This is a genomic window from Rhodococcus sp. 11-3, from assembly GCF_023704055.1.
In the GTDB taxonomy this organism is placed as follows: domain Bacteria; phylum Actinomycetota; class Actinomycetes; order Mycobacteriales; family Mycobacteriaceae; genus Rhodococcus; species Rhodococcus aetherivorans.
Genome location: NZ_CP080406.1, coordinates 756,318 through 776,770, shown reverse-complemented (window position 1 = coordinate 776,770; position 20,453 = coordinate 756,318). Strand labels below are relative to the sequence as shown.

The 20,453-nt window shown below is 70.3% G+C and carries 19 protein-coding genes; 1 reads left to right on the top strand and 18 read right to left on the bottom strand.

Annotation, left to right across the window (positions count from 1 at the left end):
* Positions 1–29: 29 nt before the first annotated feature.
* From KZJ41_RS03550 to ftsH, 16 genes are all read right to left on the bottom strand, one after another.
* A complete protein-coding gene (locus tag KZJ41_RS03550; protein ID WP_029540728.1) occupies positions 30–2,555 on the bottom strand; it encodes an ATP-dependent Clp protease ATP-binding subunit in 2,526 nt (841 codons plus the stop codon).
* A gap of 256 nt (positions 2,556–2,811) precedes the next feature.
* Positions 2,812–4,242 carry a phospholipase D-like domain-containing protein gene (locus tag KZJ41_RS03545; protein ID WP_065923080.1) on the bottom strand — a complete coding sequence of 477 codons (1,431 nt, stop codon included), beginning with the start codon at positions 4,240–4,242 and terminating at the stop codon, positions 2,812–2,814.
* Between the two features lie 238 nt (positions 4,243–4,480).
* Positions 4,481–4,837 carry an Lsr2 family protein gene (locus KZJ41_RS03540; protein ID WP_006930387.1) on the bottom strand — a complete coding sequence of 119 codons (357 nt, stop codon included), beginning with the start codon at positions 4,835–4,837 and terminating at the stop codon, positions 4,481–4,483.
* Between the two features lie 102 nt (positions 4,838–4,939).
* The gene (gene lysS, locus KZJ41_RS03535) at positions 4,940–6,448 is read right to left on the bottom strand and encodes a lysine--tRNA ligase (RefSeq protein WP_065923081.1); all 1,509 of its coding nucleotides are present in this window, start codon (positions 6,446–6,448) and stop codon (positions 4,940–4,942) included.
* Between the two features lie 91 nt (positions 6,449–6,539).
* Positions 6,540–6,983: a rhodanese-like domain-containing protein gene (locus tag KZJ41_RS03530; RefSeq protein WP_006930391.1), complete on the bottom strand. Its 444-nt coding sequence runs from the start codon at positions 6,981–6,983 to the stop codon at positions 6,540–6,542.
* An 87-nt stretch (positions 6,984–7,070) separates the two neighbouring features.
* On the bottom strand, positions 7,071–7,913 hold the full coding sequence (locus KZJ41_RS03525) for a type III pantothenate kinase (RefSeq protein ID WP_006930394.1): 843 nt from the start codon (positions 7,911–7,913) through the stop codon (positions 7,071–7,073).
* Positions 7,914–7,915: 2 nt separating this feature from the next.
* Entirely contained in the window at positions 7,916–8,353 is a 438-nt protein-coding gene (gene panD / locus KZJ41_RS03520; protein WP_029540720.1) for an aspartate 1-decarboxylase, read from the bottom strand.
* 32 nt (positions 8,354–8,385) lie between these two features.
* Entirely contained in the window at positions 8,386–9,327 is a 942-nt protein-coding gene (panC, locus tag KZJ41_RS03515; protein WP_006930397.1) for a pantoate--beta-alanine ligase, read from the bottom strand.
* Positions 9,320–10,255, bottom strand: coding sequence for a Rossmann-like and DUF2520 domain-containing protein (locus KZJ41_RS03510; RefSeq protein ID WP_006930399.1), 936 nt, complete (start codon positions 10,253–10,255; stop codon positions 9,320–9,322). The genes panC and KZJ41_RS03510 overlap by 8 nt, the downstream gene beginning before the upstream one ends.
* 129 nt (positions 10,256–10,384) lie before the next feature.
* On the bottom strand, positions 10,385–11,194 hold the full coding sequence (locus KZJ41_RS03505) for a DUF6779 domain-containing protein (protein WP_231772049.1): 810 nt from the start codon (positions 11,192–11,194) through the stop codon (positions 10,385–10,387).
* Between the two features lie 130 nt (positions 11,195–11,324).
* Positions 11,325–11,789 carry a DUF3180 domain-containing protein gene (locus KZJ41_RS03500; RefSeq protein ID WP_037200442.1) on the bottom strand — a complete coding sequence of 155 codons (465 nt, stop codon included), beginning with the start codon at positions 11,787–11,789 and terminating at the stop codon, positions 11,325–11,327.
* Complete coding sequence (gene folK, locus KZJ41_RS03495; protein WP_050034528.1) at positions 11,789–12,313, bottom strand: 2-amino-4-hydroxy-6-hydroxymethyldihydropteridine diphosphokinase; 525 nt, start codon at positions 12,311–12,313, stop codon at positions 11,789–11,791. The genes KZJ41_RS03500 and folK overlap by 1 nt, the downstream gene beginning before the upstream one ends.
* Positions 12,310–12,678 (bottom strand): dihydroneopterin aldolase, encoded by a 369-nt coding sequence (folB, locus tag KZJ41_RS03490; RefSeq protein ID WP_006930416.1) that lies wholly within the window; start codon positions 12,676–12,678, stop codon positions 12,310–12,312. The genes folK and folB overlap by 4 nt, the downstream gene beginning before the upstream one ends.
* Entirely contained in the window at positions 12,675–13,496 is an 822-nt protein-coding gene (gene folP / locus KZJ41_RS03485) for a dihydropteroate synthase (protein WP_044475554.1), read from the bottom strand. The genes folB and folP overlap by 4 nt, the downstream gene beginning before the upstream one ends.
* 32 nt (positions 13,497–13,528) lie before the next feature.
* On the bottom strand, positions 13,529–14,182 hold the full coding sequence (folE, locus tag KZJ41_RS03480) for a GTP cyclohydrolase I FolE (RefSeq protein WP_006930424.1): 654 nt from the start codon (positions 14,180–14,182) through the stop codon (positions 13,529–13,531).
* A gap of 32 nt (positions 14,183–14,214) precedes the next feature.
* Positions 14,215–16,521: an ATP-dependent zinc metalloprotease FtsH gene (gene ftsH / locus KZJ41_RS03475; protein WP_065923084.1), complete on the bottom strand. Its 2,307-nt coding sequence runs from the start codon at positions 16,519–16,521 to the stop codon at positions 14,215–14,217.
* A 224-nt stretch (positions 16,522–16,745) separates the two neighbouring features.
* On the opposite strand from ftsH, the gene KZJ41_RS03470 reads away from it, so the two are divergent.
* Positions 16,746–18,890, top strand: a complete 2,145-nt coding sequence (locus KZJ41_RS03470) for a protein kinase (protein ID WP_251550179.1) — start codon at positions 16,746–16,748, stop codon at positions 18,888–18,890.
* Here KZJ41_RS03470 and hpt read toward each other — a convergent pair.
* Positions 18,878–19,432, bottom strand: a complete 555-nt coding sequence (gene hpt, locus KZJ41_RS03465; protein ID WP_006930428.1) for a hypoxanthine phosphoribosyltransferase — start codon at positions 19,430–19,432, stop codon at positions 18,878–18,880. The genes KZJ41_RS03470 and hpt overlap by 13 nt on opposite strands.
* 20 nt (positions 19,433–19,452) lie before the next feature.
* On the bottom strand, positions 19,453–20,451 hold the full coding sequence (tilS, locus tag KZJ41_RS03460; RefSeq protein ID WP_251550177.1) for a tRNA lysidine(34) synthetase TilS: 999 nt from the start codon (positions 20,449–20,451) through the stop codon (positions 19,453–19,455).
* Positions 20,452–20,453: the final 2 nt, after the last annotated feature.

Sequence of the window (20,453 nt, the reverse complement as noted above, 5' to 3'; positions counted from 1 at the left end):
GCCGCCCGTCGGCGTTCGTCGGAGCAGGACTACTCGGCGTCCTTGGCCAGGGCCACCGCCGGGGTGTCGGGCACCGCGGCCGGCTTCTCGCTCGGGGTGAAGGTGAACTTCGCGTTCTCTCCGGCACCCTCGCCGTCCCAGCCTTCGACGTCGACCAGGACGATCTGGCCGGGGCCGATCTCGTTGAAGAGGATCTTCTCCGAGAGCTGGTCCTCGATCTCGCGCTGGATCGTGCGGCGCAGCGGCCGGGCGCCGAGGACCGGATCGAAGCCCCGCTTCGCGAGCAGCGACTTCGCCTTCTCGGTGAGCTCGATGCCCATGTCCTTGTTCTTCAGCTGCACCTCGACGCGGCCGATCATCAGGTCCACCATCTGGATGATCTGATCCTGCGTGAGCTGGTGGAAGACGATGATGTCGTCGATGCGGTTGAGGAACTCGGGCCGGAAGTGCTTCTTCAGCTCGTCGTTGACCTTGAGCTTCATCCGCTCGTAGTTCGACTCGGCGCCGGAGCCCTTGGTGAAGCCCAGGCCGACCGCCTTCGAGATGTCGGCGGTACCGAGGTTCGAGGTGAAGATCAGCACGGTGTTCTTGAAGTCGACCGTGCGTCCCTGGCCGTCGGTGAGGCGGCCGTCCTCGAGGACCTGCAGGAGGGTGTTGTAGATCTCCTGGTGGGCCTTCTCGATCTCGTCGAACAGGACCACGGAGAACGGCTTGCGGCGCACCTTCTCGGTGAGCTGGCCGCCCTCTTCGTAGCCGACGTAGCCCGGAGGGGCACCGAAGAGCCGCGACGCGGTGAACCGGTCGTGGAACTCGCCCATGTCGATCTGGATGAGCGCGTCGTCCTCGCCGAACAGGAAGTTCGCGAGCGCCTTCGACAGCTCGGTCTTACCGACGCCGGACGGGCCGGCGAAGATGAACGAACCGGCGGGACGCTTCGGGTCCTTCAGGCCGGCGCGGGTACGCCGGATCGCCTTGGCGACAGCCCTGACGGCGTCCTCCTGGCCGATGATCCGCTTGTGCAGCTCGTCCTCCATGCGGAGCAGACGGGTGGTCTCCTCCTCGGTGAGCTTGAACACCGGGATACCGGTCCAGTTGGCGAGGACCTCGGCGATCTGCTCCTCGTCGACCTCGGCGATGACGTCGAGATCACCGGCGCGCCACTGCTTCTCGCGCTCGGCGCGCTGCGCGACGAGCTGCTTCTCCTTGTCGCGCAGGTTCGCGGCCTTCTCGAAGTCCTGCGCGTCGATCGCGGACTCCTTCTCCCGGCGCGCGTCGGCGATCTTGTCGTCGAACTCGCGCAGGTCCGGCGGCGCGGTCATCCGGCGGATGCGCATGCGCGCACCGGCCTCGTCGATGAGGTCGATCGCCTTGTCCGGCAGGAAGCGGTCGTTGATGTAGCGGTCGGCCAGGCTCGCCGCGGCGACCAGCGCCTTGTCGGTGATGGACACGCGGTGGTGCGCCTCGTACCGGTCGCGCAGGCCCTTGAGGATCTCGATGGTGTGCTCGACCGTCGGCTCGCCCACCTGCACCGGCTGGAACCGGCGCTCGAGCGCGGCGTCCTTCTCGATGTACTTGCGGTACTCGTCGAGGGTGGTGGCACCGATGGTCTGCAGCTCGCCGCGCGCCAGCTTCGGCTTCAGGATCGACGCCGCGTCGATGGCGCCCTCGGCGGCACCCGCCCCGACGAGCGTGTGCAGCTCGTCGATGAACAGGATGATGTCGCCGCGGCTGTTGATCTCCTTGAGCACCTTCTTCAGGCGTTCCTCGAAGTCACCGCGGTAGCGGCTGCCCGCGACCAGCGAACCGAGGTCGAGGGTGTACAGCTGCTTGTCCTTGAGCGTCTCGGGGACCTCGCCGTTGACGATGGCCTGCGCCAGGCCTTCGACGACGGCGGTCTTGCCGACGCCCGGCTCGCCGATGAGCACCGGGTTGTTCTTGGTGCGGCGGCTCAGGACCTGCATGACGCGCTCGATTTCCTTGGCGCGACCGATGACGGGGTCGAGCTTGCCCTCGAGCGCGGCCTGCGTGAGGTTGCGGCCGAACTGGTCGAGCACCAGCGACGTCGACGGGGTGCCGGCCTCGCCACGGCTGGTGCCGGATTCCTGGGGCTCCTTGCCCTGGTACCCGGAGAGCAGCTGGATGACCTGCTGGCGCACCCGGTTCAGGTCCGCACCGAGCTTGACGAGCACCTGTGCCGCGACGCCCTCGCCCTCGCGGATGAGGCCGAGGAGGATGTGCTCGGTACCGATGTAGTTGTGTCCGAGCTGCAGCGCCTCACGCAGGCTGAGCTCGAGCACCTTCTTGGCACGGGGCGTGAACGGGATGTGGCCCGACGGGGCCTGCTGTCCCTGGCCGATGATCTCCTCGACCTGGCTGCGGACGCCTTCGAGGGAGATCCCCAAAGATTCGAGCGACTTGGCCGCTACGCCCTCGCCTTCGTGAATGAGGCCCAGGAGAATGTGCTCCGTGCCGATGTAGTTGTGGTTGAGCATCCTGGCCTCTTCCTGAGCCAGGACGACGACGCGCCGCGCGCGATCGGTGAACCTTTCGAACATCGCACTCCCTCACACTCTCCGGCCGACAGGTCCGGTACGCGGATCGTTCCGGACCCGGCTGCCGCGTTTCGCTCCGGCACTCGAGTCGTCGAGTGGAACCAGGTTCCACGACCCCACTTGACACTCTAGTTGCCGCCGTTTCGAGGCGCTGCCCCTCCACCCGATCGGCGCCGGCGGCAACTCCGGTCACGAGGGGTAACGCTGCACGTCGGCACGGCGTTCCCGCCTCCGTGTACGCCAGCAGCGAACACGCTGCTCAGCGGGGCATCAGCTGGCGAATGCGCCGTCCGATGCGCTGCGGGGCGCGTTCCGGGTCGACGAGTTCGTTCTCCGCGAGGGGGCTGTCCTCGTCGGCGACGGTGCCCGGCTCGAAGAGCGCGAGGGTCCGACCGGGTCCGCGCAACCGCTCCACCGCGGCGACGAGCGAACCTTCGGACCGGACGGCGGACGCGACGTCGTCCGGGGACACCCCGAGGTGCTCGGACAGCAGGCGCTCCCGCATCTCGACCACCGCGCGGCTGATGTGGTCGCCCTCGTGGTCCGCTTCGACGAAGAGATCGCACTCGGTGTCGAAGCCCAGGGACCGGTTGTTCAGGTTCGACGAGCCGATGCGCAGCAGCACATCGTCCATGACGACGACCTTGGCGTGCACATAGATCGGCGCCCCACCCGCGGTGACGGGGTAGTAGGCGGCGAACCGGCCGTGGACGTCGGCGTTCCACAGCAGGTGCAGCAGCTTGCGGCGGGCGCCGTCCATCGCCTTCTGCTCGAGCCAGCCCTCGGCGTTGCGCGGCAGCACCAGTACGATCTGCGGGCCGTCCGGTTCCCGCAGCCGCTTCGCGAGGGCCTCGGCGAGGGTCCGGGACGCGAGGTACTGGCTCTCCAGGTAGAGCGTGCGGCGGGCGCCGGCGATCACCGCCAGGTAGAGGGCCTCGATCTCCCGGACCTCCGCCCGGTCGCCGAGTTCGGGGAGGGTCCGTGCGACGGCGACATCGACGTCGCGCAGGGCCGGGCGCAGCCCGTCGGGCCAGATGGTGTGCCCGGTGTCGACCGGCTCGAGGTCCTCCCCCGTTGCCGCCTTCCACCGGGCGCGAGCCTGTTCGCCGATCGCGCGGGCGGCCGCGCCGTCCACCGCGGTCGTCACGTCGTGCCACGGTCCGTACCGACGGCCGTTCGGCTCCCGCCGGTAGCGGCTGTGGTCGGGATGCTCGCTGGTGTCCCAGCGATCGACGGTCATGTCGATGCCCCCACAGAACGCGACGGCGTCGTCGATCACGATGATCTTCTGGTGGTGTGCCGCTCCCACGGGATGGGCGCCGTCGATTTCGAGCCGGAGCCGCGGGTCGCTCATCCAGTTGAGCACGAAGACCGGTGTCATCCCGCGCCCGATGGCTGCGAATGCGCCGATGTTCCACTTCAGCAGGAACACCTCGAGATCCGGGTGCCGGTGCGGCAGCCACTTGAGGAATGCGCCCAGCCGGTTCGGGCCCTCGAGGGTCTTCCGGTCGGGTTCGAGCTTGATCCTCGTGTCGAAGTCCCACCCGATCAGGAGGATCCGCCGCCGTGCCTGCAGCATCGCCGACTTGGCGTATCGGAAATAGTCGGCGGCGTCGACAATGCAGGCGAGGCGATCGGCACGATCGACCCGCCAGCACGTCTCACCCGGGACGGCAATCCGCTCTCCCATGGCCGACACGCTACCCGGGGATACCGCCGTTTCCGCCGCGACGGACGGGATACCGAGCGGGTGTGACCCTTGTCTCCGATTCCCGACTGTCTCCGCTTCCCGGCGGCGCCCCGTTCCGACCGACCGTTTCTTTTCTCGAACGAATAGCAAAGAATTCCGCGGGGTACGACGACGAGGCGATATCCGCGACAGTTGTCGCGGATATCGCCTCGGTCGGACGGAAGGCGACGCTTCCGGCTCAGTGCGCCTTGTTGTAAGCCTCGATGATTTCGGCGGAGATACGGCCTCGGGCCGAGACGGGCATGTCGTTGTTGCGGGCCCATTCCCGAATTTCCGCGGTACGTTCCCGGTCCGTGCCGCCGCGAGAAGACTTGCGGGGAGCGGGCGCGGTGGGCACGACCTTCGCGCGCTTACGGCCACCCACCTTGCGGGCATGAGTGACCCAGAACTCCAATTCCTCCCGGAGCTTGGCCGCGTTGTCTTCCGACAGATCGATCTCGTAGGTGACTCCGTCGAGCCCGAATTCCACGGACTCGTCCGCCGCCGTCTCCCCGTCCACGTCGTCGATCAGGGTAACGGTGACCTTCTTTGCCATGTGCTGCAAATCCTCTCGAATGAAGAAGCGCGGCCCCCCGCGGTACGAGACAACAATACCCGGGAATCAATTCATGGCAATACGGAAAACGAATGCGATCAATTACCTCGCCGGGCGAACAATTGGGAACAGGATTGTTTCCCGGATTCCGAGGCCCGTCAGCGCCATCAGCAAACGGTCGATTCCCATGCCGGTTCCGGTCGTCGGAGGCATACCCTGTTCCATCGCCGCGAGGAAGTCCTCGTCGAGAACCATCGCCTCGTCGTCACCGGCCGAGGCGAGCCGCGCCTGGTCGACGAACCGCTCCCGCTGGATCACGGGGTCGACGAGTTCCGAGTAACCGGTGGCGAGTTCGAAACCACGCACGTACAGATCCCACTTCTCGGTCACGCCGTTCTTGCTGCGGTGCTGCCGCGTGAGGGGCGAGGTCTCGACGGGGTAGTCCCGCACGAACGTCGGCTCGTGCAACTGGTCGCCGCACTGGTGCTCCCACAACTCCTCGACGAGCTTTCCGTGGCCCCAGCCCTTGCCTTCCGGGACCTCGAGACCCACCCGATCGGCGAGGGCGTGCAGCTCCTCCAGCGACGTGTCGGGCGTGACCTCGGTTCCGATGGCCGCCGACAGCGACGGGTACATCTCCATCGTCTTCCACTCGCCGCCGAGGTCGTATTCGGTGCCGTCGGCGAGGGTGACGACGTAAGTGCCGAACACCGCCATCGCCACCTCCTGGATGAGTTCCCGGGTCATCGTCGCCGAATCGTCGTACGTGCCGTACGCCTCGTACGTCTCGAGCATCGCGAATTCGGGCGAGTGCGTGGAGTCGGCACCCTCGTTGCGGAAGTTGCGGTTGATCTCGAAGACCTTCTCGATGCCGCCCACCACGCAGCGCTTGAGGAACAGCTCCGGCGCGATGCGCAGATACAGATCCATGTCGAGGGCGTTCGAATGGGTGACGAACGGACGGGCCGTCGCGCCGCCGTGCAGGGTCTGCAGCATCGGGGTCTCGACCTCGAGGAAGCCGCGCCGCTCGAGCGCGTTGCGCAACTCGCGCACCACCGCGACACGCATGCGGGCGTTGGCGCGGGCCTCGGGACGCACGATCAGGTCGGCGTAGCGCTGCCGGACCCGGGTCTCCTCGTTCATCTCCTTGTGCGCCACCGGCAGCGGCCGCAGGGCCTTGGCGGCCATCTGCCACGAGTCCGCCATGACGCTGAGCTCGCCGCGCCGAGAGCTGATCACCTCGCCGTGCACGAACACGAAGTCGCCCAGGTCCACGTCGTGCTTCCACGCCGCAAGGGACTCCTCGCCGACGCCGTTGAGGCTGATCATCGCCTGCAACTGGGTGCCGTCGCCCTCCTGCAACGTGGCGAAGCACAGCTTGCCCGTGTTGCGGAAGAAGATGACCCGGCCCGCGACGCCGACCTGTTCCCCGGTCGTCGTGTCGGGCTCGAGGTCCGGATACTTCTCCCGGATCTCCGCGAGGGTGTGAGTGCGGGGCACGACGACGGGGTACGCGTCCTTGCCCTGCGCCAGGATCCGTTCGCGCTTCTCGCGGCGGATGCGGATCTGCTCGGGGGTGTCGTCGGACTGCTGAACGGGTGCATCACTCACGGGTGACCAGACTATCGGACCGCCTCGAGCGCCTGCGCAGGACCAGCGGCTGCGCAGGGCCGAGGTGCCCGGGGCGCCGGCGCCCGCCGGGTCAGTGCGCGGTCACGCGCGCCACGTCGTCCTCGACGTGCGGGGCCGCGGCGATCGCATCGGTCGCCCCGGCCGCCGCGAGAGCCGCGTACCCGCCGACGAGGCCGGTGACGCGGCGCAGCCCGAGCGCCTGCAGCGCGGCGACGACGGCGTCGGTCTCCGCGCCGGAGGCCGAGACCACGACCCACTCGACGTCGCGGTCGACGGCCACCGCCAGACGCTCGTCGCTGGTGGGATGCAGGCGCCGGGGCAGCAGCTCGGCGGAGATGGCCAGCGCCCCGGGCAGGGTGCCCTGGACCGCGCGTTCGGCGTGGGTGCGGATGTCGACGACCACCGCGCCGCGCGCGACGGTCGCAGCCAGCCCGGCCGGATAGGTGCGCTCGGTGGTGAGCGGGAGAGTGTGAACGGGTGCGGCGACGAAGGATGCAGCAAGCGCAGTGCGCATGAGGGTGACTCCAGGTATGGGTGAACGATCGAGGCGGACGTCAGCCTCGACAACACTCCTGGGCGCTCATGCAGCGGATCACGGCGACTATTCTTGCACAGGATCGCGGCGGGCGGAACCCACGGCGGCGGATCGGGCGCCGCGCCGTGCGAGATTGCGCTCGTACACCAGGCGCAGGCCCTCCAGCGTCAGGTCCGGTTCGTGGTGCTCGAGCGTCTCGGACTCCGGCATGATCAACGGCGCACGGTCGCCGGTCCCGATGACCGCGACGTCGTCACCCTCGAATCCGCGCTGCTCGGCACGCACCAGGCGCACCAGCCCGTCGACCATCCCGGCGAATCCGAAAACCGCACCGGACTGCATGCATTCGACGGTGTTCTTGCCGACCACGGCGCGCGGGCGCAGCAGTTCCACCTTGCGCAGCGCCGCGGACTGGGAGGCCAGCGCGTCCATCGACACCTCGATGCCGGGGGCGATGATGCCGCCGAGGAACTCGCCCTTCGCCGAGACCACGTCCACGCACGTGGACGTCCCGAAGTCGACCACGATGCACGGCCGGTCGTAGAAGTGATGTGCCGCAAGGCTGTTGACGATGCGATCGGCGCCGACCTCCTTGGGGTTGTCGACGAGCAGCGGCACCCCGGTGCGCACACCCGGCTCGACGACCACGTGCGGCACGTGTTCCCAGTAGCGGCCCAGCATCACCCGGATCTCGCGCAGCACCGACGGCACCGTGGACAACGCGGTCACGCCGGTGATCTGGTCGGCGTACCCGCCGAGCAGACCACGGAAGATGAGCGCGAGCTCGTCGGCGGTCATGCGCGGATCGGTGCGCATCCGCCAGTCCCGCAACAGCTTCGCGTGCGAGCCGCTGCCGGTGAACAAACCCAGGACGACGTTCGTGTTCCGGACGTCGACAGCGAGGAGCACTGCTACACCAACGAACCGGAGTCGAGAGTGGCGAGCATGCGCGGGGTGATCAGGCCGGAACCCTCCGGCGCGTGCGCCGGATCGTTGCCGAGTTCGACCTGCCGGTTGTCCGCGTCGACGAACACCACGCGCGGGTCGTAGTCGCGGCACTCCTGCTCGTTCATCACGCCGTAGGCGATGAGGATGACGAGATCACCGGGACTCACGAGACGCGCTGCCGCACCGTTGATCCCGATGATGCCGGAGCCGCGCTCGCCCGCGATGACATAGGTTTCGAGACGGTTGCCGTTGTCGATGTCGACGATGGCGACCTGCTCGCCCTCGAGCAGGTCGGCGGCGTCCATCAGGTCCTGGTCGACGGTTACCGAACCCACGTAGTGCAGATCGGCGTGGGTCACCGTGGCGCGGTGGATCTTCGACTTCATCATCGTGCGGAACATGGTGTCTCCTCAGCTTTTTCGGGCCGGTCGCGCTATCGGCGGGTGAGCAGGTCGTCGGGGGTGGACGCGTCGACCGGGCCGGTCTCGCGTTCGAGGAATCCGGTGCCGATCGCGACACCGACGTTGTCGATGAGCCGGGTGGTGCCGATCCGCGCGGCGATCAGCAGCCGGCCGTCGCCGCGTTCCGGCGCGGGCCCGAGGTCCACGCCGCGCAGCTCGAGATAGTCCAGCTCCACCTCGGGCGCGGCGGCGAGCACCTCGCGCGCGGTGGTGAGCACCGCCTCGGGACCGCCGGCGGCGGCGTGCGCCCCGGCGACCAGCGCCGCGGACAGCACGGTGGCGACCCGGCGCTGTTCCGGATCCAGGTAGCGGTTGCGTGAGGACAGCGCCAGCCCGTCCTGCTCACGCACCGTGGGCACGCCCACGATGCGGACGTCGAAGTTGAGGTCCTCCACCATCTGCCGGATCAGGGCGAGCTGCTGGTAGTCCTTCTCGCCGAAGAAGGCGACATTGGGGGCGACGATCTGCAGCAGCTTCGCCACCACCGTGAGCATCCCCGCGAAATGCGTCGGGCGGCTGCCACCCTCGAGCTCCGCCCCCAGCGGCCCCGGGTGGATCACGGTCCGCCGGCCCTTCGGGTACATCGCGGACACCGACGGCACGAACGCCAGCTCGACGCCGGCCTCCCGCAGCAGCTCCAGGTCGGCGTCGAGGGTGCGCGGGTAGGCGTCGAGATCCTCACCGGCCCCGAACTGCAACGGATTGACGAAGACGGACACCACCACCACGGCACCGGTGAGCTTCGCCTGCCGCACGAGCTCCAGGTGACCGGCGTGCAGGGCGCCCATCGTCGGCACGAGGGCGACCGTGCGGCCGACACCACGCAGCGCCTTGGTGACCTTGGTCAGGGCGGCGGGGTCGTGGTGCACGGTCAGTTCGCCGCGCACGTAGCCGCCCTGTTGCGATTCACTCACCGTGATCAGCCCCTTCGAGGATCTCCATCAGTTCGGGTTTCGCTCCGGCGCGCTGCGCGGATCGCAGGGACATCGCGCGGTATCCGGCAGCGATCCGGGGATCGACCTCCCCGAGCACCCGCAGGTGCGTGGCCACGGCCTGTGCGTCGCCGCGGGCGACGGGTCCGGTCAGCGCGGACGGCCCGCGGCGCAACGCGTTGTCGAGGGCCGCCGACAACAGCGGCTGCAGCACCCGCTCGGCGACACCGCCGGGCGCGTCGTCGACGAGTTGCTGGCCGAGCAGTTCGTCGCCCTCGAGCGCCACCCGCAGCGCCTCCACCGCATCCACCACGAGGGTGACGAGGTGGTTGCTGCCGTGCGCGAGCGCGGCGTGGTACAGCGCGCGCCGCTCCTCGCGGACGCGCACCGGTTCGCCACCGATCTCGAGCACGAGGGACTGGGCGATCGCGTAGCCGATGTCGTCGGCAGCCGTGATGCCGAAGCACGCCGAGGCGAGCCGGGCAGTGTCCTCGTCGTGGCCGGTGAAGGTCATCGCCGGGTGGATGGCGAGCGGCACGATGCCCTGCTCGGTGAGCGGAGCGAGGATGCCGACGCCGTTCGCGCCGGACGTGTGGGCGACGATCGTGCCGCGCGAGACGGAGCCGGTGGCGGCGAGCCCGCGGACGAGCGAGCCGAGTTCCGAGTCCGGAACGGCGAGGAGCAGCAGGTCGCAGCGGGCGGCGACCTCGTCGACGGGGAGAACCTCGGTGTCCGGAAGCCGGGTGCGGGCGCGGTGCTTGGACAGTTCGGATACCGCGGAACAGGCCACGACCAGGTGGCCGACGCGTTCGAGTGCCGCGCCGATCGCCGTGCCCACCCGCCCGGCGGAAACGATTCCGACCGTCAGTCGTGCAGGCGCAGGCTCGTTTGTGATCCCGAAGGAGGTCACGGGAGTCCTCTCGTTCGTTCCAGTCCCGCTCGGCGGGTACCAGACGTTCCGACCGACAATAGCGCGGCCCGAGCAACCCCGGCCATGGCCGGGGAACGTGATCTGCGCCTCACCCGGCGCGGCGAACGCTCAGCGCTCGGCGGACAGGGCGGCGAGGATCTCCGCGACCGTGCGGCCCTGGCTGTGTGCCCCCTCGCCGCCGGCACCGTCCGGCCGCCGTCGCCGGGCGCGTCGGCCCGTGGGCTCGGCGTCGTCGTCCGCCTCGGCCTGCTCCTCGGGTTCCTCCGGCTGCGACCCGGACTCGGCCCGGCCCTCCGGTTCGGCCGGTTCCTCCGGCTCGGTCCGGTCCCGCCGTTCCGTGTCCTCGGATCCGCCGGGAGCGGCCGTCGCGCCCGCCGGCCGGCGGGGCACGGCCGTCGTCGTGTCGCCGTCGGTGACCACCGTGGTCTCGGCGGTCACCGGCTCGTCGTCGGGCGAGGCGAAGAACGGGCCTGCCGGACGGGGCGCGGCCGTCACCCGGAAGTTCCCGCCGCCGAGCTCCTGCAGTTGTCCCCGGCCCGCCCACAACGCCGCGCGGTCCTCGGGCAGCCGGCCCTCGAAGAGCACCTCGAGGTTGCGGCGCAGGGCACCGAGCTCGGCGCGCAGGGCCGCCATCTGGTCGGCATCGATCCGCAGCTCCGACCTGACCTTCTCCTCGACGGTCAGCTCGTACTCCCGCCGCGCCGCGATCTCCCGTTCGAGCTGCAACTCGTACACGGTCTGCAGATCCCGGACCTTGGCACGGTCCAGCGCGGACTCGCGACGGTACTTCGTCATCGCGATCGCGCCGACGGTGGCGGCCCACAACGCGACGACCAGACCGACGCGCAGCAGCTGGACGCTGTCGCTGAAGACCAGGAACAGCGACGCGATCAACGCCAGGGCGAGCAGCGCCGCCACGATCACAGAACTCGCGCTGCGCCGTGACCGACGGCCCTTCCTCGTTCGCACCGGAGTCCCCATGCGTTCCAGACTACTGGGCGCGGCCGCCGGGTCCCGAGAGTCGAGCGCACAGGATTCGCCGCCCCGGTCAGGTCGCGGGCTCGTCCGGGTCTTCCGGTGTCCGGCAACAGTGTTCGAGCCACAGCGCGGCAGCCGCGAGCGCCACGCCGGCGAGCAGCCCGACGATCACCCCGGCGCTGTCCTCGACTGCGGCCTGCAGCACCGGCCGCTGCGGAACCAGGTACAGCAGGAATCCTGCCCAGATGCCCGCGCTGGCCGCCCCGACCAGAGCCGACGCCTTCGCCAGCGCCACCGCGCGGGCCGCCGTGATGGGATGCAACTGGTGCGGCCCGTCGCCGATCTCGTGCTTGCCCACCCGGGAACGGATCATGAACGCCAGCACCACCTCGACGATCGCCACCGGGTACAGCGACGCCCCCGCGTAGACGGGGATCGGCGGCAACGTGCCGTACAGGCCGCGCGCCAGCAACCACGCCGCGACGGCGGCGAGCACCGCCAGCGCCAGCAGGTCCCGGATACGCGTCGCCTTCATCACCGCGGCGGCTCCAGCCGGTACTCGGTGCGGCGCACCCCTTCGCGTTCGTCGACGTCGAGAGCGGCGAGCCACTCCGTCAACGGTCGTCGCGTGCCGTCGACCGTCAGCGTCGCCTGGGGTTCGACGTCCCACCACGGGACGAGCACGAAGGCGCGCAGGTGGGCGCGCGGATGCGGCAGGGTCAGTTCGGCATCGTCGCTGAGCACCTCGCTGCCGTCCGAGTCGTGGCAGGTGACCACGTCGACGTCGAGGCTGCGCGGGCCCCACCGCTGCTCCCGGACCCGGTCGGCGGCGGCCTCGAGCTGCCGGCCCAGCTCGAGCCAGCCGCGGCAGTCCAGTGACGGGTCCTCCGCGACGACGACCGCGTTGAGGAAGTCCTGCTGCTCGACCCCGCCCCACGGCGCGGTCGAGTACACCGGCGACACGGCCACGATCCGGTCGGCGAGGGCCTCGGTGACCGAGCGCAGGTGCGCCGGCCGGTCCCCGATGTTCGACCCGATGGACAGCACCACCCGGCTCACGAGCCGCTCCGGGTGCGATCGACCACCACCGCTACGTCCGCGAAGGTCAGCGGGATCGGCGCCGACGGCTTGTGGACGGTGACCTCGACCCGAGTGACCCGCGGATCGGTGAGGACGTCGTCGGCGATCTCGCCGGCGACGGTCTCGATGAGGTCCCGCGACGGGCCCGCGACGATCGCGGCGGCCCGCTCGGCAAGGATGCCGTAGTGCAGGGTGTCGTCGAGGGCGTCGCTCGCCGCGGCCGGCGCGAGATCGAGCCACGCGACGATGTCGATCAGGAAGTCCTGACCGTCGCGCTTCTCGTGGTCGAACACGCCGTGGTGGCCGCGTACGCGCAGTCCGCGCAGTTCGATCCGGTCGCTCACGCCGGTCCTCCCGCCGCACTGCCGCGCTGCCACGCGCCGACGACGGCGACGGCGTCGAGCGACGCCCGCACGTCGTGCACGCGCACCCCCCAGGCCCCGCGCTCCGCCGCGAGCGCCGACACGACCGCGGTGGCCACCTCGCGGCCGCCGGGTGGCCGGATCGTGCCGTCGGGGGCGGCGAGCAGGGACCCGAGGAACCGCTTGCGCGACGCGCCGATCAGCACCGGGTAGCCGAGCTCGGTCAGCTCGGGCAGCCGGTGCAGCAGTTCCCAGTTGTGGTCGGCGTCCTTCACGAAACCGAGTCCGGGATCGAGGATGATGTTCGCCGGCTCCACGCCTGCCGTGAGCGCGGCATCCACCTGCACCATCAGCTCATCGCGGACCTCCCGGACCACGTCGTCGTAGTGGGTGGACCCGCCGGCGTGCACGAAGCCGCCCGCGGGCCGCCAGTGCATGAGGATCCACGGCACGCCTGCCGACGCCACGACCGCGGCCATCCGGGAGTCGGCGCGCCCACCCGAGACGTCGTTGACGATGGTGACGCCGGCCTCGATCGCGGCCTCGGCCACGGACGCGCGCATGGTGTCGACGCTCGTGGGGATGCCGGCGGCGCTCAGGGCGGCGATGACCGGCGCGACGCGCCCGGCCTCGACCTCCGGGTCGACCCGGGCCGCTCCGGGACGGGTGGATTCGCCGCCGACGTCGACGATGTCCACGCCGAGGTCGCGCAGTTCCAGACCGTGCGCGATCGCCGCGTCGCGGTCGAGGTACCGGCCACCGTCCGAGAACGAATCCCGGGTCACGTTCAGCACGCCCATCACCACCGGGCGCCCGGGGTTCGGGAGCGCGCTCACCGGCGGAGGATCAGATCCAGAGCCTCGGCGCGCGACGCCGAGTTGGACTGCAGCAGCCCCCGCACCGCCGAGGTGGTGGTGCTCGCCCCGGGCTTGCGGATGCCCCGCATGGCCATGCACAGATGCTCGGCCTCGACGACGACGATCACCCCGACCGGATCGAGCTTGCGCACGAGCGCATCCGCGATCTGACTGGTCAGCCGCTCCTGCACCTGCGGGCGCTTGGCGTACAGGTCCACCACCCGCGCCAGCTTCGACAACCCGGTCACCCGGCCGGTGCGGCCGGGAATGTAGCCCACGTGCGCGACCCCGTGGAACGAGACCAGGTGGTGCTCGCACGTGGAGTACATCGGGATGTCACGCACCAGGACGAGTTCCTGATGGCCCTCGTCGAAGGTCTTGTCGAGGACCGAGTCCGGATCGGTGTACAGGCCGGCGAACATCTCCCGGTACGCCCGCGCGACGCGGGCCGGGGTGTCGAGCAGACCTTCGCGCTCGGGGTCCTCCCCCACCGCGATCAACAGTTCCCGGACGGCCGCCTCCGCGCGGGCCTGATCGAAGACCCGGCCCGATTCCAGGCTGCGCAGGACCTCGCCGTCACCGCCGATCGACGCGGAATCCGTCTCGGAATCCAGGTGATTCACCGACACCAGACCGTACCTCCACTCTCGTTGACTCGGGCTCAGCGCGGACCGGTCGGCCCCTCCCACGGCTGTGTCGGCGGTGGCTCGGGAGCCACGTTCCTACCGGTCTGCCGCTCGTCGTCGTCGGCCGGGCGCGCGGGCTGGGTCCATTGCGGATACCCAGGATAGGTGCTCTGCGGCGGCTGCTCGGACTCGGCCGGCGGCCAACCGGGTGCCGACCAGCCGGCCGGCGCGCCGTAGTCGGGCCGGGTCGCATGACGCGGCCCACCCGGGTGCGGCGGCTGCCCGAAGCCCGGCAGGGGCTCCGAGGCGGGCGCCGGCACCGGCGCCGGATGCCCGTTCGTCGGCGCCGCGGGCTGCGGCTGCGGCTGGGCGGGCTTGGTGAAGGACGGGCGCACCGCTTCCGGCGGCCACGGCTCGCCGCGTTCCTTCGCCAGCTCGGCCGGCGTCTTGATCGGGGGCTTGTCCGACGGCGTGCGTCCACCGAAGTCGTTGAACTCGGTGATCCGTGGCCGCTTCTCGACGGAGGCGAGGATCCGCTCGAGGTCCTTGCGGGTGAGGGTCTCGTGCTCGAGCAGCTCACCGGCGAGCAGGTCCAGCGCGTCGCGGTAGTCGTTGAGGATCGCCCACGCCTCGGTGTGCGCGGCCTCGATGAGGTTGCGTACCTCCTCGTCGATCTCGCGGGCCACCTCGTGCGAGTAGTCGGACTGCACGCCCATCGAGCGGCCGAGGAACGGATCGCCGTGTTCCTGCCCGTAGCGGACGGCGCCGAGGCGGGCGCTCATGCCGTACTCGGTGACCATCGCCCGGGCGATCTTGGTGGCCTGGTCGATGTCGGAGGAGGCACCCGTCGTCGGCTCGTGGAACACGAGTTCCTCGGCGGCGCGGCCACCCATGGCCATCACCAGGCGGGCGATCATCTCCGAGCGGGTCATCAGGCCCTTGTCGTCCTCGGGGACGGTCATCGCGTGACCACCGGTGCGGCCACGGGCGAGGATCGTCACCTTGTAGACCGGCTCGATGTCCGGCATCGCCCAGGCGGCGAGCGTGTGCCCGCCCTCGTGGTAGGCGGTGATCTTCTTCTCGTGCTCGCTGATGATGCGGCTCTTGCGCCGCGGGCCGCCGATCACGCGGTCCACCGACTCCTCGAGCGAGGCCTCGGTGATGACGGTGCCGTTCTCGCGCGCAGTGAGCAGCGCGGCCTCGTTCACGACGTTGGCCAGGTCGGCACCGGACATGCCGACCGTGCGCTTGGCCAGCCCCTCGAGGTCGGCGTTCTGGTCGAGCGGCTTGCCCTTGGAATGCACCTGCAAGATCGCCCGGCGCCCGGCGAGATCGGGATTGCTGACCGGGATCTGCCGGTCGAACCGGCCCGGACGCAGCAGGGCCGGATCCAGGATGTCGGGACGGTTGGTGGCGGCGATGAGGATGATGCCCTGCCGGTCCCCGAAGCCGTCCATCTCGACGAGCAGCTGGTTGAGCGTCTGCTCACGTTCGTCGTGGCCACCGCCGAGGCCGGCGCCACGCTGGCGGCCGACCGCGTCGATCTCGTCGACGAAGATGATGCACGGGCTGTTCTGCTTGGCCTGCTCGAACAGGTCGCGCACGCGGGACGCGCCGACACCGACGAACATCTCCACGAAGTCCGAACCGGAGATGGTGAAGAACGGGACACCGGCCTCGCCGGCGACCGCGCGGGCGAGCAGCGTCTTGCCCGTACCGGGAGGTCCGTACAGCAGCACGCCCTTCGGGATCTTCGCGCCGAGGGCCTGGTAGCGCGCCGGATTCTGGAGGAAGTCCTTGATCTCGTACAGCTCTTCGACCGCCTCGTCCGCACCGGCGACGTCGGCGAACGTGGTCTTGGGCATGTCCTTGGACAGCTGCTTGGCCTTGGACTTGCCGAAGCCCATCATGCCGCCGCGGCCACCGCCCTGCATGCGGCTCATCACGAAGAAGAACACCCCGAGCAGGATGATCATCGGGAGCACGAACAGCAGGATCGACGTCAGCCAGCTCTCCTGGGTGACGGTGGTGTCGAACTTCTCGAGGCCCGCGCCGGCGACCTTGTCGAAGATCTGCTCGGACGCCGACTCCGGGTACTTCGCGAGGATCTCGGTGTTGTCCCCGGTCGCCTCGTTGCCGCTCTTCAGCCACAGGCGGACCTGCTGCTCGCGGTCGTCGATCTGCGCCCGGCTGACGTTGTTCGCGTCGAGCTGGGCGATCGCGACAGACGTGTCCACCTTGGCGAAACCGCGGGTGTCGTCACCGAAGTAGCTGAAGGCGTAGATGACCAACAGGATGCCGGCGACGATCGCCAGATTACGGAACACTGTCTTGCGGTTCATACAGGTTCGGCCCGGCCGGCCGGTCCTTTCGATAGTGCGGTCATCATCGTGGTCGTCCCGAGGAGTCCGGCGACGAACCGGACACCGCAAGGTTACCGCGTGGACGCGCAGCGTTGCCCTCGCGCGGCCGCACGGTCCGAAGGATCAACGTCCGGGACCACCCGGGGGTTCCCGGTCGCGTCAGGTGCCTGCGGTCACGGGCCACGACGTGGTTATCATTTCGCATGGCCATGCAGGAGCCGGACGCTGCAACCGAGGCCGACCCGACCCGGATCACCGAGGCCGAGCCGACCCGAACGGCTGCGGCCGAGCCGACCCGAACGGCTGCGGCCGAGCCGACCCGAACGGCTGCGGCCGAGCCGACCCGCACGGCTGCGGCCGAGCCGACCCGCACGGTTGCGGCCGATCCCACCCGTACCGCACCTGTTGACCTCACGCGCACGGCCGATGCGACCACCGAGCCGACCCGCACGGCTGCGGCCGTCCTTCCTGGCGAGGCGACGACCGAGCCCTTCCCGGTCCGCGTCCCCGCCGGCATCGACGACGTCGAGGCCGGGAACCGGATCGACGACTTCGACCTGCTCACCAACCTCGGCCGCGGCGCCTTCGGCCGCGTGTTCCTCGCCCGGCAGCACTCGATGCAGCGGCTCGTCGCGGTGAAGATCTCCCCCGACCGCGGCACCGAGGCGCAGACCCTCGCCCAGCTCGACCACGACTACATCGTCCGCGTCTTCGACCAGCGGATCCTGCCGGAACACGGCCTGCGGCTGCTGTACATGCAGTATCTGCCGGGCGGGACGCTGCTGCGGGTGCTGCACCGGGTGCGCACCACCCCGCCGGAGCAGCGCAGCGGCCGCCTCCTGCTCGACGTCGTCGACGAGACCCTCGCCGAGAAGGGTGAGATCCGGCCCGCCGAGTCGACCGTGCGCAGCCGGCTCGAGAGCCTGACCTGGCCCGAGACCGTCGCGTGGCTCGGCCGCCGGCTCGCCTCCGCGCTGGACTACGCCGACCGGCGCGGCGTGCTCCACCGCGATGTCAAGCCGGCCAACGTCCTGCTCACCGCGGAGGGCGTGCCCAAGCTCGCCGACTTCAACATCAGCTTCGCCGAGTCCGTCGGCGGCACGTCCGCCGTGGCGTACCTCGGCGGGTCCCTGGCCTACATGTCGCCCGAACAACTCGAGGCGTGCCATCCCGGGCTGCCCGGCACCGCCGCGGACATGGACACCCGCAGCGACATCTACGCGCTCGGGGTGATGCTGTGGGAACTGCTCACCGGCGGCCGGCCCAACAGCGAGGACGATCTGGGCGCCGAGACCCTGCCCGCGCTCGAGACCATGCTCGCGCGGCGCCGCACGGGACTGACCGCGGCTGCACGCGAGCGGGTCCCGGCCGACTGCCCCCAGACCCTGCTCCGGGTGCTCGCGAAGTGCCTCGAGCCGGATCCGGCGGACCGGTGGGCGTCGGGCGCGGAGCTGGCCCAGCAGTTCGACCTATGCCTCGATCCGCGGGCCCGGGACCTCGTCGACCCGCCGCCGCACAGCTGGCGGGCCCGGCTGCGCCGCCCCGTGGTGCCGATCCTCACGGCCGCGATCGCGATCCCGAACGTGCTGGCCGCCCTGTACAACTACCAGCACAATGCGAACCTGATCGTCGACCGGCTCCCACCGGACACCCAGCGCGAGTTCGAACAGCTCGCGCTGATCATCAACGGGATCACCTTCCCCCTCGGCACGGTGATCATCGTGTACCTGTGCCGACGGCTGATCACCGTGCCGCGCGGCCTCCACCGCGGCCGCAGCTACAACGCGGTGGAACTCGCCCGGGCCCGGCACGACGCGCTGCTGATCAGCGACCGCGTCGCCGCGGTGGTGATGACCCTGTGGACGGTCGCGGGCATCGCGTTCCCCGTCGCGCTGCACTTCGTCGGCGGCAACATCGACGGCCCCTCGGCCGCGCACTTCCTCACGTCGATCCTGGTGTGCGGCGCGATCGCCGTCGCCTACCCGTTCTTCCTGGTCGCCTTCTACATGGTGCGATCGTTGTATCCGGCGTTCCTGCCGCACGGGGCGACCGACGCCACGGACGCCCGCGAACTCGAGGGGCTGCACCGGCGCAGTGTGCGTTACCTGGCGCTCGCGGCGGCCGTGCCGCTCGTCGGGGTCGCCGGCGTGACGTATCTCTCGCCCGAGGAGATCCAGCAGGTTCTCGTCGCGGTCCGGGTGCTGGCGGTGGGCAGCATCGCCGCGTTCGTGCTCGTGTACTGGTTGTTCCGCATCATGGAGGACGACCTGCGGGCACTGCAGCGCGGCATGGCCCCGACGCGGTCGACGCGCGATCCGGTGGGGCCGACCTCGGATCAGCCGGTGTAGACCTTCGGGTCGAGGGTGCCGATGTACGGCAGATCGCGGTAGCGCTCGTCGTAGTCGAGGCCGTAGCCGACGACGAACTCGTCCGGAATGTCGAATCCCACGTCGGCGACGTGGACGTCGACCTTCACGGCCTCCGGCTTGCGCAGCAACGTCACCACCTCGAGGGACGCCGGGTTGCGCGAGGAGAGGTTGCGCATGAGCCAGGACAGCGTCAGGCCGGAGTCGATGATGTCCTCGACGATCAGCACGTTCCGGCCGGCGATGTCCTTGTCGAGGTCCTTGAGGATGCGCACCACACCGGACGAGGACGTGGACGACCCGTACGAGCTGACCGCCATGAACTCCATCTGGGTGGGGATCGGCAGTGCCCGCGCGAAGTCGGTCATGAAGAAGATCGCGCCCTTGAGCACGCCGATGAGCAGCAGGTCACCCTCGGGTGCGCCCACCGGGTAGCGCGTGGCGATGGTCTCGGCCAGCTCCTTCGTGCGCTGCTTGATCTGGTCCTCGGAGATCAGTACCGACGCGATGTCGTTCTCGTACACCGGGTTCTTCCTGCCTTCCCTCAGTCGTCCGCGCCCTGTCGCCGGCCGACGAACTCGACGATCAGCCTGCCACGCCGACGCGTGACCACCAACCTGACGCCGGGCTCCGGCCCGCCGCCCACGGCCACCGCGCCCTGCCCGCGCCACCGGCCGATCAGCTCGTCGGCGGCCCGCAGGGTGCGGTCCGTCGGCGCCGACGCCCCCGAGTCGAGCAGCCATCGCCGCAGGACCCGCCGTCGCACCGCCACGGGAGTGCCGGCGAGGGCGTCCACGGCCAGGCCGGTCCCGGCCCGGGCCTCCGCGAGCAGTTGCAGGGCCAGCTCCTCCAATGCGTCCTCGTCCTCGCGCAACTGCCGGGCCGTGCGCGCCAGGGCCGAAGCGACCCCACCCCTGAGCACCTCCTCGAGCAGCGGCAGCACCTCCTCACGCAGCCGCACCCGGGTGAAGCGCCGGTCGCTGTTGTGCGCGTCCTCGTAGGGCGCGTACCCCAGTTCCGCGCATGCCCGGCGGGTGACCTCGCGGCGCACCCCGAGCAGGGGGCGGCCCCACGGATCGTCGAACTCGCACATGCCGCGGAGGGACCGGGCACCGGAACCGCGGCCCAGCCCGAGCAGCACCGTCTCGGCCTGATCGTCGAGCGTGTGCCCGAGCAGCACGGGCAACCCCGCCCGGGCCTCGCCGAGCGCCCGGTAGCGGGCCGCGCGCGCAGCCGCCTCGAGTCCGCCGGGGCCGGTCACCGCGACGCGGACGACCTGCACCGATCCGCACCCGGCGGATCGCGCGAACTCCGCGGCCAGGGCGGCCACGTCGCCGGAGCCGGGTTGCAGGCCGTGGTCGACGACGACGGCCCGCACCGAATCCGCCTCGGCGACGGCGGCGGCGGTCAGGGCCGACGAGTCGGCGCCGCCGGACAGGCCGACCGCGACGGACCGGCCGTGGGCCGCGACCCACCGCCGCACGGCCAGGCGCACCTCGTGGAGGGCAGGGGTCTCGGGCAGGAGCGGCCGCTCGGACGACACCG